Genomic DNA, 16,252 nt, shown 5'->3' with positions numbered 1-16,252 from the left:
GGGATGCGCCGTCTCTAGCTCGGCGCATCCCTTCTCAAACGATTCTACTCGTCGTCCTGGCAGCCAAAATGATACTGATAATCCGCCATCGCCCGTTTGATGACTTCATGGGCTTCTTCGCGGCCGTAGACGTGGGTGATTTCGCAGATGCTTGTTTCGCTGGGTAAGTGTTTATAGGTCAGGAAGTAGTGCTTCAAACGGTTGATATACGATTCCGGGCAGTCGGAGACGTCGCGCCATTGCCGGTAGAATTCGTCGCCTTTCATAACGGCGATGATCTTGTCGTCGGCCTCGCCGCCGTCTAATAAACGGAATCCGCCGATGGGGATGGCTTGCAACAGGATGTCGCCGTGCGTCACGCTGCGTTCGCTTAATACGCAAATATCCAATGGGTCGCCGTCGCCTTTGCTGACCGGTTTGCCGGATCGGGCGGCGGCGTATTCGGCGATTTTTTCCGCGCAATAGCTGCGCGGAATGAAACCGTACAGAGTAGGAATCATGTTGGAGAATTTTTGCGGCCGGTCGATTTTTAGATAGCCGCTGTCTTTGTCGATTTCGTATTTCACCGTGTCGGACGGCACGATTTCTATGAAGGCGGTGACGATGTCCGGGGTGTTGTCGCCGGGCGAGATACCGTGCCAGGGGTGGGCTTTGTGTTTTATATTCATCTAAGATTCAGTAGCTTTGGGGAATAAGGTTATAGGGATATTTACCAGGATGGGGGCAATCCGCAAGACAATCAAGCTTAATACTAGTCTCTGATTGGGCTTGCGTTACATGCCGTTGCATGTGTTTGTCGACATTACTCTTCGGGGGCCACTGCCGCAGGTTTGAGTTTCATGTCTTTATTCAGCCGTTGCAGGCGCTTGATCATTTCTTTTTTCATCTGTTCGCGGCCTATCGAGTGCTTCAGGCTACTGCCCATACCGGCGACTTGATCGGTGGAACTGCGGATGGAATAAAACACTAGCGTGCCGTCTTTATACGGTAGGCCGCCGGCGACCACTTGGCTGGAGTTGTAGGAGTGGCCGACGTAAAATTGCCGGGAAACCACAATCCCGCCGCCTTCGCTGATGGCGATGACACGATGATTCAGCACGGCGGTGGGGCGGTCTTCCACGCGCCGATTCAACCACAAAAACTGTTCGCTGGTATTGGCCGGCAATGCGGCAGGATAGTTTAACCAGGCTTGTTGCAATTCCGGAAAGTAACGCGCCCAGGCCTTGCTGTTCACCGCGTCGTTGCGCAGTTCCGCGGCCGGGTCGGCTGTGCCGCCATCGCGGCTGTAGGGGGCAATACCGGCCAAGCCGCTTTTTTTATAGGCTTGCAGACGTTGCAGTAAAAATTCGCGGTATTTTTGATTAGCGGTTTTCAGCAAGGTTTTGTTGTCGGCATCTTCCAACCCGGCTTGCAAGTTTTTCAAACTGTCCAGTTCGGCTTTGGAGAGGTTGAATTCGTCGCCCGTTTCCGCTTCCAGAAAGGCTTTGGCTTCGTCAACTTGCTTTTCGGTAAACGCAAATTTCTTAAAACTATCGATGCTGGCGTTATCGCCCAGCATGCCGGTGGCGACGATGTCGCTCTCGCCGGCATTGAGTTTGCCCTTTTTGATGTAATCGGCCAGTTGCGGCAAGTCTACCGGTATGATCATCGCTACGCCAATAGCGAGTTCTTTTTGGCTGGTTTCGCTGACGTCGTAAGCGATGATTTCGCCGCGTTCCAATGGCGGGATTTGCGCGGTGCTGATGCCGAAGTTCTGTAGCGCTTGCTGTGGGCTGGGCGCGTCTTGAGCGTATGCCGCTTGCTGAAATAGCGCGGCGGTACTCAGTAAAATAATGGGGAAAGACAGTTTGTGGGTCAGCATAAAAGCTCCGTTTCAAATAGGTATTCTGATAAAAAATATGAGGCTTTGGGCCGCAGATTGCCGAAAGCGTTCATTCTAAAAACTGGTGTACATCGCCGCCTGCCGTTTATTTGTCCGAACCGAACAATTTAGAAATACTGGAGTCGCCACGTCCGGCCGGTTTTGCCGGCGTTGTTGCCCTTGAGGCGGGCGCCGGCTGCGGTGTCGGTCGCTGACTTTCCGTATCGAACAACTGCGCAAACTCAGAAGCAGGCAGCGGTTTGGAAAACAGATAGCCTTGGCCGTAGTCGCAGCCGGCGGCAGTTAGCAATTCCAGTTGTTGATGGGTTTCGATGCCTTCGGCTATCACTTTCAAGCCCAGTTTATGCGCCATCACAATAATCGCTTCGCACAGCGCCAAGTCGCTGGAATCGGCTTCCAGATTGCGTACGAAACTTTGGTCTATCTTCAGATAATCGATGTCGAATTTTTTCAGATAAGACAGTGACGAATAGCCGGTGCCGAAATCGTCGATAGCCACCTGGATGCCGGCATCGCGGTAAGCAAATAAATGGTCGCGGACAATATTGTCGGCATCCAGTAACAGGCTTTCGGTAATTTCGATGACGACACATTGGCCGGATAAGCCCAGCTCATGCAAATAGTCTATCCATTTGCTGTCGCCCAGATTGCTGCGCGTAAATTGCACCGGCGACTTGTTAATACCCATTTGTAAATCCGGGCGAAATTGGGCGCGCCACTCGGCGACCTGTTTTGCCGCCATTCGAAATACCCAATCGCCAATATCGACTATCAGTCCGGTTTCTTCCGCCAACGGAATAAATTCCGCCGGGCTGATCATGCCACGCGTGGGGTGTTGCCAGCGAATCAGGGCTTCGGCTTTATGCATTTTGCCGTTGCTCAGTTCGATTATCGGTTGATAGAACAGGCAAAACTCTTGATTGGCCAGCGCTTGGCGCAGGTCGCTGGTCAGGCGCATGCGGTTTTGCGCGGTTTGCTCCATCTCGCTGGTGAAGAAATTGTAGCGGTTGCGGCCTTGTTGCTTGGCGGAATACATGGCCTGATCGGCGTTTTTGATCAGTTGCTCGGCTTCCAGCGCATCTTGTGGATAGAAGGTAATGCCGATGCTGACCGAAATGTAGGCTAATTCCTCGCCCAAACGAAACGGTTCGGCAAGCTGGTGCAGGATGGCTTGAGCGACGCGGTCTATGCTGGTCTGCGAATCTAATTCGCCCAGAATGATGGTGAATTCGTCGCCACCGAGCCGAGCCACCGTATCGACATTCCGCACGCAAGACAAGATGCGCCGGGCGGTATCTTTTAGCAAAATGTCGCCCATGCCGTGGCCCATGGTATCGTTGATCTCTTTGAAGCGGTCCAGGTCCAGCAGCATGACCGCCAAGCTGTTTTTGTCGCGCTGGGCTTTTTTGATTTCCTGGTTCAAGCGATCCTGGAACATGCGCCGGTTGGCTAAATCGGTGAGCGGGTCGAAATTGGCTTGGCGCCAGATGGTTTGTTCGACATGTTTTTGCTCGGTAATTTCCGAGAACATCGCCACCCGGCGTTCGACTTCGCCGTGTTCGCCGTAGATGGTGTTGATGACCAGCCATTCTTGGTAAATATCGCCGTTTTTGCGTTTATTCCAGATTTCGCCTTGCCAGTGGCCGGTTTGTAACAGCGAGTGCCACATGGTTTGATAAAAATCCGGGTCGTGGCGGCCCGATTTCAGAATGTCGGTGGAATAGCCTATCGCGTCTTCCGCGGTGTAGCCGGTCAGGCGGGTAAACGCTTCGTTGATCGCGATGATGCGGTTATCGGCATCCGCGACCATCACCGCTTCGCCGATGGCCTGATAAATCATGGCCATTAACTGCATTTCGTGTTCAAGGCGTTTGCGCTCGCTGATGTCCAGCACCGAGACGATAATGTAGCGCCGGTTGTCAATATCGATAGGCGTCAAACTGATTTCCACCGGAAATTCCGTGCCGTCGCCGCGTATTGCGGTTAGCGAGCGGCTGGCGCTCATTGGCCGGGCTTTGTTCTCTTCTAAAAATCGTGCGCGCTGTTCCGGGTGTTTGGCGCGGGCACGTTCCGGTACCAGCGCTTCGACGGTCAGGCCTATCAACTCATCCAGCGTATAGATAAACGTTTTCGCCGCGGGCGGGTTGGCGAGTTTGATGACGCCGTTTTCTCCGACTAAAAGCGTGGCTTCCGGCGAACCATCGACAATCTTGGACAATTGCAGCCATTGCAGCTGTTTGCGTTCGGTAATGTCGGTTTGGGTGCCGATCATCCGCAAAGCCTTGCCCCGGGCATCGCGGTCGATCACCAGGCCGCGCGTCAGAATCCAGCGCCATTGGTTGTCGCCGTGCTTTACGCGATGTTCGTTGCTGAAGCGTGGGCTGCGGTTTTTCAGATGCGTTTGCAAGTCGGACATCATCCGGGCGCTGTCTTCCGGGTGTATCGTGGCTTCCCAATTGCGGTAATCATTGTCTCTATCTTGTTCGCTGAAGTTCAGAATCTCCATGCAGCGCGGCGACAGAAACACTTTACCATTGGTCAAATCCCAATCCCAAACGCCGTCACCGCCGCTTTCCAGCGCAAATTTCCAGCGTAATTCGCTTTCCTGCAATAATTTTTCTGATAGTTTGCGTTCGCTGATGTCCGTGGAAATGCCGCACACCGCATAGATTTCGCCTTGCGCATTGCGTAGCGGAAACTTATGCGACAAATACGTATGAATGGTACCGTCTTGATGGGCGAGTTTTTCTTCAAAAATCTGCGCCTGGCCGCTATTGACGACCACTAAATCGTTTTCCCATAGCAGTTTGGTGGCGTCGCCCGGAAATAAATCGATATCCCGTTTGCCTCTGACAGTCTCATTGTCAACCGAGAACAGTTTTTCAAATTGGCGGTTGATCAGCAGGTATTGGCCTTGCAGGTCTTTGCTGTAAATCACCGTGGGAGTATTGTCCAGGATGCTTTGAAAGCGCAATTCGCTGACCGACAGGGATTTGCCGAACTCGACGTTTAATGATTCGTCTTTGACCAGTTCGACAACGCCGACAATCCGATCCTGGTCGTCGCGTATCGGCATTTGCATCGAACTGATCCAGCGGTCGTCGCCGGAGGTAAATGGGGCTTGATAGACGGTTTCGCCTTTCAACGCCTTTTGAATGCCGTTAGGGATTGGCGTTTGCGCCAGCCAGGGAAATAATTCAATGGGGGTTTTCCCTTGGCAAGCGGCTTGCGGCCGTCCCGTCAGGGTTTCCATAAAACGATTCCAGAGTTCAATACGGCCATGCAGATCGTAAACAATCACGCCTTCCTGAACCGAACTCAGAATGTGTTTGTTGAAATCGCCAAGGGCTTTGCTGAACTGTTCGGACCGTTGGTATCGCTCGATAGCCAGCGCCAGGGAAATGCCGACACTGGACAGCACCAGTAAAAACGACCATTGCAGCAATAGACTGGATTCGCCGTTGAAAGTCGCAAAATAGCCAACCCGAAAAATCCAACCGAACATGCTTTGCAACATTACCATGCCGATCAACAGCAAGGTGCCGTGTAAACCAAAATGCAGGGCACCGTAAACTATAAAAGCGAACATATAGAACGCTTTGCCGTATTCACCGGGATCCAGCGGCCACGACAAGAAAATGATTTGCCCCGCTAGAAACGCTGTCGTGGCATAAAACCAGGCCCGGCAGGCTTGTAACAGGTTCCAGCTAAAACTTGGCGGTTGCCGCCAGACCAGAATTAGGGGGGTGATAATCGCGATACTCAATACGTCGCCCATCCACCAATATGCGAAATTGGCTGACCATGGCGGCGTCGATATAGCAGCAAAATGGGATAGGCTTGAGGCGCCCATAACGGCGGCGATGAGCGCAGCCAAGGCGCCGGAAAATAAGATGCGTAGGTAATCTTGCGGTTGTTGCAGTTTGTGAATGTCGCGGAGCAAATAGGCGCCGGTTAGTGCTGCAAGGCTATTGCCGCAAGCGATAGGCAAAGCCTGTTGCCAGGGATTGCCCGCCCACAGATTACCCAGCAACGCGCCGAGGAACACGCCCGGCCAGAGCTTTTTGCCGTTTAACAACAAGGCCGCCAACGCCATGCCAGCGGGCGGCCAGATGATGGAAACGACGTGGTTGGCGGCGAAAAACATCAACATCAGTTTGGCAACAAGCGCGTAGGCGACAGCCAAGCCGATAAGGCGGACTAGTTCTGCGGTGGAAAAGGTCGAAAAACGGCGCAAGAGATTACCTTGATGCATTGAATGCGGGTGAAGAGACAAACCAAATATCTCGGTTTATCTCACGAAATGCAAGGTTTTGTCACGAGCTAAGTATGGGGATTTCGGGGAATTCCTAACGGATGAAAGGTGGCTTTTCATGCGGGTGATTCTTCGGCATCTGTGTAGGGTTACGCGCCCAGGTTTTCAACTTCCACCGCCACTTTCAATTCGTGGTTTTGACCGCCGAAAATCACCCCTTTCAATGGCGTGACATCGCTATAGTCGCGGCCCCAAGCGACGATGATGTGCCTGTCGCCCGGCAATTGGTTGTTCGTAGGGTCAAAGTCCATCCAGCCCAGGTCCGGTAAGTACACGGAGAACCAGGCATGCGAGGCGTCGGCGCCCACCAGTTTTTTCTTGCCGGGCGGCGGCAGGGTTTCGATATAGCCGCTGACATAGCGGGCCGCCAGGCCTTGCGAGCGGATGCAGCCGATGGCCAGATGGGCGAAATCCTGACAGACGCCGCGCCGGTGTTGCAGCACGGTGGTCAGTGGGGTGGCCAGGTTGGTGAATTCCGGGTCGAAGGTAAAATCGCGGTGGATGCGTTGCATCAGATCGTGTATCGCTTCGATCAGCGCCTTGCCGGGCGTGAATGAGGCTTGCGCGTAAGCGGCCAGTGCGGCATCGGCGGCAATGAACGGCGAATCCAAGGCAAATTGCCGCGCCTCCAATAGCGGTTCGCTTCTGTCGTTCCAGAGTGCTTCCTTGACTAATTCCCAGCTCATGCCGTGGCTTAAATCCAACTGCACCGGTTGCGGAAAAATCTGTATTTCGCTGCTGGCGGTGACCACAAACTCCCGATGCGGTTCGCGAATCGAAAACCAAGCAACTTGATTGCCGAAAAAATCGGTACGGGTCCGATAGTCGCAGGGCAAGGGGGTAATTTTCAGCTGCGAACTGAGCAGTTGCTGATTCGGGCAAGGCCGCGGCTGCATCCTGACTTCGTTATAAGACAAGCCTACGGTTTGCTGGTAACGGTAGGTGGTGGTATGGGTAACCCGATAACGCATGGTGACTCCCTTAGGACAGCGATTGCGGCGCGTCCCCGTGGCGGAAATAATTGGCGGTCAAGGTATCGGACAGCGCGGCCAACAGGGCGTAAATCTTGCTGAGTTGTTGGTCCAGCGCTTCGCGAATGCCTGATTCGGAGACGCTCAATAAGTCGTCGATGTTGGCGATATTCAGCAGATAACTAGCCTCTAATAGCAACCGCTCTTCGGCGCTTATCCGGCGGGTGCTGGGTTCTCGCGGCAGTTTACCGACATGCTCCTGCAAACGGGCGATTTGATAAGCCAGTGAGCGGGGATTGTTGGGGTCCATCAGCAGAAGTTCCAAAAACGAGGCCAACTCCAGGTTGCTGCGGTAATGTTGGCGGTAGCAAATCAGGTTGTCGCTGGTGTCCAGCAGTGATTCGATCAAACGGGTTTCCGCCGCTTCGCTTTGCGGCATCGCAAACGCCGTTCTCAACACCGATACCAACTGTAAACCGCGCTCCAGGCGCCGGCCTATATCCAGAAACAGCCAGCCGTTGCCGCGCGTCATGCTCTCCATCACCAAACCGCTGAATGCTGAGAGCGTGGTGATCAGCTGATCCATTTGCTCCTGCATCGACCACAAACCGATTTTACCCAGGCGGCGCGCCTCGGAAACCTGTTCCTCGATTTCATCGATGACCCGCCAGGTATCCGACGACCATAAATCGCGCACCGCGTAACCGGATTGGGTCATTCTGTTTACCGTGTTGGCCAGGCTGCCCGCCCGGCTTTCGTCGACTACTACCGCCAGTAATTCGGCTTCGGGGGTGAGCAGCAAGCTTTCGTTATCCTCGGCAAAAAAACCGGGGTAGGTACCGGTCATGCTGGTGACGCAGCGCAGCAGGGTTTCCAGGCTGAGCTGATAGTCGGGGCTATCGCGATCAGGGTTGCTGAACAGTTTTTTGATCGTGGCCCGCAACAAGCGTACGCCGCCTTCCGCACGTTCCGCGTTGCGGCCTACCCAGAAAATATTGTCCGCGGCGCGGCTGGGTAGGGCATTGCCGTGGCCGGCCAGGCTGCTGCTGCGCTTGGCCGGAATGGCCGGATGCTGCGGCTCGGTAGCGACCACCCAAGTATCTTTACTGATGCCGCCGGTTTGGTTGGTGATCATCATATTGCCGTATTGCGGCGCGCTACGGCTCAAACCACCCGGCATCAGCGTATAACCGTCCGCGCGCGCCACCATAAAGCAACGCAGCACGGTTTGGCGGGGTTCGTAACCGCCGGCCACCAAAGCCGGGACGGTGGAAAAGCTTTCGTATTCCTGGCCGACGTAAAATGCCGGGCGGGCCTTGATGCGCGCGCGCCACTCCGCGAGTTGCGCTCGGCTCAGTTGATGGCCGAACACCGAGTGTTCGCCGGGCTTGCGGTATATCGGTTTGATGACCAGGCGTTCCAGATTGGTCAGTACGTAATTTAACTCGCGGGTTTGGCCGCACCACCAGGTGGCTATCGAATTTAATTTTAGGGTTTGGCCCAGGAAGTATTTGGCGATACCCGGCAGGAAGGGCATGATGCCGGGATTTTCCAATACGCCGCTACCCAGTGGATTGGCAATCGCCACATTCCCGCGTCTGACCACTTCCAATAGGCCGGGGACGCCTAGCCGCGAGTCTTCGCGCAGTTCCAGCGGGTCGCAGTAATTGTCGTCCACCCGTCGTAAGATCACGTCCACCCGCTGCAAGCCGACCAGCGATTTCAGCCAGACATAGCCGTCGCGAACGGTCAGGTCGTCGCCCTGCACCAGCGGGTAACCCAGATAGGAGGCCAGATAGGCGTGTTCGAAAAAAGTTTCGTTCAGCGGGCCGGGCGTCAGTACCACCACCCGCGGGGTGTCGGCGTCGCCGGGAGCGATGGCATTCAGGCCGGCGCGCAAGGACTGGAAGAAGCGCGCCAGGCGGTGGACGTGGGTGTCGCGAAACAAGCTGGGCAAGACCCGCGACATGGCCAAGCGGTTTTCCAATGCGTATCCGGCGCCCGATGGCGCTTGAGTACGGTCGCCCAGCACCCACATTTTTTTATCCGGGCCGCGCGCCAGGTCGGCGGCGCACAATACCAACTGATGTTGGCCGGGCAAGCTTACTTGATCGCAAACGCGCAGAAAGCCGCCGTGGTTGTAGATCAGCTCCAGCGGCAGCAGGTTTTTCTTGATGAGCTGGCGCGGGCCGTACAGGTCGGCCAAAATCAGGTTCAACAGTTCGGCGCGTTGCAGCAGTCCGGCTTCAATGTCGAACCACTCGTCGCCGGAAAGCAATAGCGGTATCGGGTCGAGTTGCCAAGGGCGGTTAATACCGTCCGGGTCGCCGTAGACGTTGTAGGTGACGCCGTTCTCGCGCAGCAGTCTTAGCGCTTCCTGGTGGCGTTCACCCACTTCGCGGGGGCCGAGCTGTTGCAATGCCCGCATCAGGTGGGACCAATGCGGTCTAACCCGGCCAGTCTCGTCCAGCATTTCGTCGTGGATGCCCTTATCGAGGCGGTATCCCGGCGCGAAAGCTTCTGGTGTGCTTAAGGTTTTCATAGGTTTAGTTTGCCGGTTTACCGGGTATAGCGCAATTTATCAAAGCCAATCTCGTTTATTTATGTTTTCTAAGCTGGATTCTTAGTGCCGATGCTGATTCTGACGAGACTTTGGATGACTGCGTAGCCCAAGAAACCCGCAAGAAGCATGCCGTTACGATCAGGAATAGCCGAGCGCATCATTGACCGCGTGGGTTCGGTGGCTCTGCCTAGAGTCGTCCAATATAAAGCATTGGGTTGATTCAAGCTTCTGAACTAAAGGGTATTTTCCGGCGCTAGGGCACGATAAGTCGGATGGGGCCGCGCAATTGATAGCCGTAGGTGCGCAACTTGGCATCGCTATTGCTTCATTTCAGTTAACTGATGAGAACCGGTTTGCGTTGAAATGGTGCGGTCGTTTTTGCACCAATTCTGCGCGGATCTGCACCATAAAAGCAACGTTCAAGGATGTATACAGCATGGCCACACCAACAATTTGGGCGGATTACCGCGCCGATAAGGCTTACGACGAGATGATTGCTGCGGGCGGTAAGCCGCGCGATGCCTGCGCCAGTTTGAGTCAATACTTACAATCTTTGGGCATGGACGCTATTAAAGGCCGGCTGTCGGCGGCGGAAGCGGCCATCATGGAGATGGGCATCACCTTCACCGTCTACAGCGACGAAGGCAATATTGATCGAGCTTGGCCTTTCGACATCATTCCCAGGCTGATCGATTTTCAAGAGTGGCAAATCGTGGAAGCCGGGCTGAAACAGCGTTTGAAAGCCTTGAATTGCTTTATCAACGATGTCTACAACCAGCAGCAGATTATCAAGGATGGCTTGGTGCCGGCTGATCTGATCAACAGTTCCAGCAACTTTCGCAAGGAATGCTTAGGCATGCAGCCCAAATTCGGCACTTGGGCCAATATCTGCGGTAGCGATCTGGTACGGGCTGGCGATGGCAAGCTGTATGTGCTGGAAGACAATCTGCGGGTGCCGTCCGGCGTCTCGTACATGATCGAAAACCGGGTAATTACCAAACGTATCTTTCCTGAGTTGTTGGAAAATCTGAATATTTTGCCGGTGGACGATTATCCGACTCAGTTGTTTGAGATGCTGGCGTCATTGGCTCCCGACACCGACGACACGCCGCAAATTGCGGTATTGACGCCCGGTATCTATAACTCGGCCTATTTCGAACACGCCTTCCTGGCACAGCAAATGGGCGCGGAACTGGTGGAGGGCGGAGACTTACTGGTCAAAGACGACGATTGCGTTTATATGCGCACCATCAAAGGGTTAGAAAAAGTCGATGTGATTTACCGGCGCATCGATGACCTGTTCCTCGATCCGGAGGTGTTTCATAAAGATTCGGTTCTGGGGGTAAAAGGTCTGATGCGTGCTTGGAAAGCTGGCAATGTGGCGCTGGCAAATGCACCGGGCGCCGGCGTGGCCGACGACAAGGTGGTGTATGCCTACGTGCCGGAAATGATTCGGTATTATTTGAACGAAGAGCCGATTCTGCCGAATGTCCCCACCTATTTGTGCAGCAATCCCGAACAATGTGCCTATGTGCTGGCACATTTGCCGGAACTGGTGGTGAAACCGGCCAACGAATCCGGCGGTTACGGCATGTTGGTAGGGCCGCACGCCACACAAAAGGAGATCAAGCAGTTCCATAAACTGATTCAGGACAATCCCCGCAATTACATCGCCCAACCGACACTGGCTTTGTCAACTTGCCCGACCTTATGCAACGACAAACTGGAGCCTCGCCATATCGATTTGCGGCCGTTCATTCTGCAAGGCGAGAACAGCTTTGTGACTGCCGGTGGTCTGACCCGGGTAGCGCTACGTGCCGGTTCACTGGTGGTGAACTCCTCGCAGGGCGGCGGCAGTAAAGACACTTGGATTATCAACAGGGAGCAATAAGATGTTATCGCGATCCGCCGAACGCTTGTACTGGATGGCCCGTTACCTGGAGCGCACCGAAAATACCGCCCGCTTGATTAGTGCCACGATGCATCTGATCTATGATTTGCCGTATGGTGTGGAACTGGGCTGGCGCAATTTGCTGAACATCTGCGGCGTGGAAGAGGCGTTTTACCAACGCTTTAAAAACCCCAGTGAGCAGAACACCACTCGATTTTTATTAGCCGATATGAGTAATCAAGGCTCCTTGCTGGCGTCTTTGTCGTTTGCCCGCGAGAATATCCGCACCAGCCGCGAGCTGATGCCTGACGAGGCCTGGCAGCAGGTCAACGAGATGTACTTGTACGCCAACAATAATCTGGACAGCCTGTCCAATCGCCGGGGTAGGGCGCTGTTCTTACAGGAAATCATGGCCGGCTGCCAACGCTTTACCGGCTTCATGGCCGGGTCTATGAGCCGCAGCGATAGTGCCCGGTTTATCTGTATCGGCCGTAATCTGGAACGCGCCGACATGACCAGCAGGATCATGGATTTCGGTACCGTGTTGTTGGCGGAAAATCGCAGCACCAAGATGCGGGAGTACGAAACCATTTTGTGGATCAACGTCTTGAAGTCGCTGAGCGCGGTGTTGATGTACCGCAAGCACGTCCGCAATCGTATTAACGGTGAGGACGTGCTGAATTTTCTGCTGAAAAACCCGGATTTCCCCAGGGCCGTCGTGCACTGTATCGAAGAGATTACCTATTGCATCAAGCGCTTGCCGAATGCCACCGAGTTGTTCCCACAATTGGAGCAATTGGAACAAGAGATATTGGCCATTGAGATTAAGCAGACTACCCCGGAGCAACTGCATCAGGTGCTGGACGGCTTGCAAGCGAAGTTCGACGATTTACATAAGCAAATCGCAGCAATGTGGTTTTTAAATACGCTTGGCGAAGCCGAATTGGAGAAAAATTGACACTATTGCCAACAGGAAGATTCTCACCAGTCATCCGTCTGCAGCACTGAGCGACAGCTCGGTTGAGCGGAAGCAAGCTGGGTCGATGGGGCGTTGCTTGGATTGCTACTGACCCAAGCCCCAAGTTTGCTATATCATGGAAGCATCGTTTTCTAAAACTAAAGGGGGAGGATTATGGATAAGCTAAGGGCGCTGGGTCTGGGGTCGGTGGGGCAAGATGAGCAAGCTGTTAAGCAACAGTTGCATCTTTATATCAATCTGAAACTGGCTTCATGCGGGCAGCCGACTTGTATCGATACCGAGTCAGCCCAGTTTATGGATACCGCCCAGGACTTGCTGAATAGCTATCTGGAAAAAAGCCGCTTGTTGGCCAGTTCCTCCCTTTATCCTGCCGACAGACGGATTCAAGATTTTCTGGAGCGCTATTGCGCGGACCTGGGCTTTGCCAAAATCCCCAGCTTGCCGACCATGACCTTTGAGCTGGATAAGCACGGCGTGGCGCGCGAATTGTCGTTGCCTTTGGGTGAGGATGAATTTCGTTCCGAAATCGTCTCCAGCTTCCGAGTCAAGCAAGGCATTTTGCACAATCCGGCCAGCGACCGGCGGACCACGCAAGGCTCGTTTCATGTTGCCGAAGGCGGCCTGCCGGTTCCCGGCGATAAGAAGCAGGTGCCCAAGCTGACTTTTGCCTTGATGCTGGGTGAGGCTTTAAATCCGCCTGACGATTTGATGGTACTGCCGTTTACCGCTCATCAACCCAAGCCGGCACGCATGTTTGCATCATTATTGATGCGGCCGGTAGTCTGTCCGGAAATCCCGGGTGTTGCCGCGGAAAAATCCATGGAAATTCGCTTTTTTGCGCCGGGCAATCTGGTCAGCAATCTGGATTTTGTTGAGAGTATCTTCGGTAACGGCGGCAATCCTGCTTTGCCGGAATGCGATGCGGCCCTGGATGTCGAGCATTGGTCCGGGCACAGCGGTTGCGTGATTCTGGCGCCGCATTTAACCAAGCTCACCAAAAAGCAGTTGGGTCTGCCGCATTGGGACGATGCTACCGAACGGCAACGCGCCGATGGCATGTGCTGGCAAAATCCCGAAGAATTTTATAACGACGGCCAGGCCTTTAAACTGACTGCACGCGACCGCAGCGGCGTGATCGTCACTTTGTTGGCCGACAATTACTACGGCTATTGCAAGAAAGAAGTCAAAACCCAGATCAGCTACGCCGCCAATTTGTTCGGCTTGGCGGAGGAAGAGCATGCCGGCGGCGCGTTGGCATTTCGGCGCATCAACCACGGCGACGAGTTTGGTATCGGCAGTTTGACCCGTGAACCGGGCTACGATTTTGACGAGATGACCTATCACTACGGCGCGATCATGGATGTGCATCCGGAAGGTTATGCGGTAGACAGGCATTTTCCGGAAATTATTTACGTGCCGCAGGATTTGCGGATGAGTCTGGCGACGCAGAAAATTACCTGGATCAGAAACGGCCAAAGCCACAGCATTCGTTTGCAACCGGGCAAAATTTACGTGCAGCCCAACGGCTATAAAATCGAGATGTGCAAGCATCCCGGCGCGCCGTCCTGGCGTTTGATCGGCACCGTCGCGGAAGGCACTTTTTGTCATAAGCCCTGCACGGTGTCCGGCGGCGGTAAATCGGAGATTTCCAAATCCATCGAGGACGCGGCGATCTATGGGCCACTGTTTGTAGACGATTTGCAGCACGATTTGGATCGGGTGCAGGCCATTTTCGATAAAGACTATACCGGCCGCTTCTTGCCGGGCTTCGAACGCGATGACCATGGCCCTAGCCGCACCGTGCTCAGTCAGGAACGCAGTCTGGGTTCCGTGATCAAGTTGTTGACGCCTTCTCCCAATCACCTTCCGGAATTCAATGATTGGCTGCGATCCATCCCGCCCAGCATCCTGGCTTTGGTGTTTTTGATCAAGCGCTTTTACCGCCCGGAATGGGGTAACAATTGGCGCGATAATTTATCGGTGGACGTGATTGACGGTGCGCCCGGCCATGAGCTGAAACTGAATCAGCGTAAGATCGTTGCTACCTATTTGCGGGTAGGTTTTGATCTGGACGGCGGCTGGCGCACTTTCAAGGTGCGGCAAGACTATATCGCCTGCGAGAAAGTGCAGATGGAAGACGACATCAGCGCTTCGGTGGTGGTGCCGAAGCAAGCAGTACGCGCATGCCTGCCGGACGATGGCTATGAAATGAGTTTGAAGTTGGTTAGCAACTGCGAATATCGACTGTTTCAACGCCCGGACGACGCGATTATTCCGGGTTACGACAAGCAGACCGAGCTGAACATGTCCGGGCCGGGTAATTTTATGGCCAATTTCGAGCCTTTGGACCATGAGAATTTGTCGGCGATCGTGGAAGATGTAATGACTTTTTCCAAATTCACCGCGCCGATGCAAAAGCTGTTAACTGACGCTTATCAGGATGGAAAAGGCTTTGTGGTGTGTTCCGCGCATCCGCGTTTGGTGAACGGCAAACCGTCGAAAAATCCGCGTTACCTGGAAACCCGCGTCGACGTGGTGAAACCCTTGCGCAAGTATGTAGCCGAGCTGGGCGCGCGTTTGCATCGTAAGATTCCGCTCAATCAACCGCTCTGCCATCCGGTGGATGCGGTATTGACCGGTCGCCGCAACAATCCGCCCGAACCGGGTATCCGCGCGTTAGCGGTTTACAACCCGATTCATTATCAAGAGTTGCCGGAACTGTTTATGGACTTTGTCTGTTCCTTGACCGGCAAGTCGCCGTCTACCACCGGAGCCGGCAGTGAAGGGGCGCTGACTAAAGGACCATTTAATGCTCTGCGCGGCACCGCCGATTTGAACAACGCGCTGGTCTCGTTCATTTTGACCGGTTATCCCGGCTTTTCCAGTTCGGCGGGATTTATCGGTCCGGATACCCGCGTCGATCACGACATTAGTTTGTTGGTGCCGGAGATCTGGGCGCGGCTGTCGCGGGAAGAGCGTCACCCCAAGTTTCTGTTGCAACATGGCTATCTGGAACCTTTAAGCGACTTCGAATACAAGGGGCAAATCGTCTTGGCCAGCCGCCTGGGTTATCGGATCACCAGCCATTTCGTACATGGCTTGATGGGTAAAATCTTCGATAATCCGTATGCGGTGTTTACCGACGAGATTTTGCAGCCGGAGCGCCAGGATTTGGAGGTGTTTGTGGATGGTATCAATAATATCGTCGAAACCCAACAACGCGTGGCGCAGCAATATATCGAAGACGGCAGCATAGAAGATGCTTGTCCGCCGCTGTTTGCTTTGCTGCACATCATGGCCGACGGTCATTATCAGGGTAAGGACGCGCATCATCCGGAGATTCGGGCGATGTTTACCCGCGATTATTTACTGGCCTCGGATTGGTATCGGGAACGCCTGCATATCAAGCAGCAGCGCGACATCGCGTTATGGCAACGACATGTCGATTATTTGGGCGGGTTCTTACAAGAAAGCAGCCACCAAACCTTGATCAACGAGTTGCAGTTGGTCGAGCGGCATAGGCAGGCGCAACAGAAACTGGTGGAGCTGGCTTCGCCGGAATATTTGCAGTCTTTGGTGGGTACTTTGGGAGCCGACCCTTTAGGGCCATACTCGGCTGGCGCGGTTTAGATTCGGCTATACCTAAAAAGC

8 protein-coding genes are annotated in these 16,252 nt (G+C 54.2%); 3 read left to right on the top strand and 5 right to left on the bottom strand.

The features are described from left to right. Positions 1–44: 44 nt before the first annotated feature. The 5 genes from EBB_RS16760 to EBB_RS16740 form a co-directional block, all read right to left on the bottom strand. Positions 45–668 carry an inorganic pyrophosphatase gene (locus tag EBB_RS16760; RefSeq protein WP_192373343.1) on the bottom strand — a complete coding sequence of 208 codons (624 nt, stop codon included), beginning with the start codon at positions 666–668 and terminating at the stop codon, positions 45–47. A gap of 134 nt (positions 669–802) precedes the next feature. Then, positions 803–1,861: a transglycosylase SLT domain-containing protein gene (locus EBB_RS16755; protein WP_192394852.1), complete on the bottom strand. Its 1,059-nt coding sequence runs from the start codon at positions 1,859–1,861 to the stop codon at positions 803–805. 106 nt (positions 1,862–1,967) lie between these two features. Beyond that, positions 1,968–6,119, bottom strand: a complete 4,152-nt coding sequence (locus tag EBB_RS16750) for an EAL domain-containing protein (RefSeq protein WP_192394851.1) — start codon at positions 6,117–6,119, stop codon at positions 1,968–1,970. 167 nt (positions 6,120–6,286) lie between these two features. After that, the gene (locus EBB_RS16745) at positions 6,287–7,168 is read right to left on the bottom strand and encodes a transglutaminase family protein (protein WP_192394850.1); all 882 of its coding nucleotides are present in this window, start codon (positions 7,166–7,168) and stop codon (positions 6,287–6,289) included. A gap of 10 nt (positions 7,169–7,178) precedes the next feature. Next, the gene (locus EBB_RS16740; protein ID WP_192394849.1) at positions 7,179–9,710 is read right to left on the bottom strand and encodes a circularly permuted type 2 ATP-grasp protein; all 2,532 of its coding nucleotides are present in this window, start codon (positions 9,708–9,710) and stop codon (positions 7,179–7,181) included. Positions 9,711–10,167: 457 nt separating this feature from the next. Here EBB_RS16740 and EBB_RS16735 point away from each other — a divergent pair, with 457 nt between their 5' ends. From EBB_RS16735 to EBB_RS16725, 3 genes are all read left to right on the top strand, one after another. Next, positions 10,168–11,622 (top strand): circularly permuted type 2 ATP-grasp protein, encoded by a 1,455-nt coding sequence (locus EBB_RS16735; RefSeq protein WP_192394848.1) that lies wholly within the window; start codon positions 10,168–10,170, stop codon positions 11,620–11,622. Position 11,623: 1 nt separating this feature from the next. After that, positions 11,624–12,580, top strand: coding sequence for an alpha-E domain-containing protein (locus EBB_RS16730; RefSeq protein WP_192394847.1), 957 nt, complete (start codon positions 11,624–11,626; stop codon positions 12,578–12,580). A gap of 174 nt (positions 12,581–12,754) precedes the next feature. After that, positions 12,755–16,231 (top strand): PPi-type phosphoenolpyruvate carboxykinase family protein, encoded by a 3,477-nt coding sequence (locus tag EBB_RS16725; protein WP_192394846.1) that lies wholly within the window; start codon positions 12,755–12,757, stop codon positions 16,229–16,231. Positions 16,232–16,252 lie beyond the last annotated feature (21 nt).

This window comes from Methylomonas fluvii (assembly GCF_014850975.1).
GTDB lineage: Bacteria > Pseudomonadota > Gammaproteobacteria > Methylococcales > Methylomonadaceae > Methylomonas > Methylomonas fluvii.
This window is presented reverse-complemented; position numbering and strand designations above follow the sequence as displayed.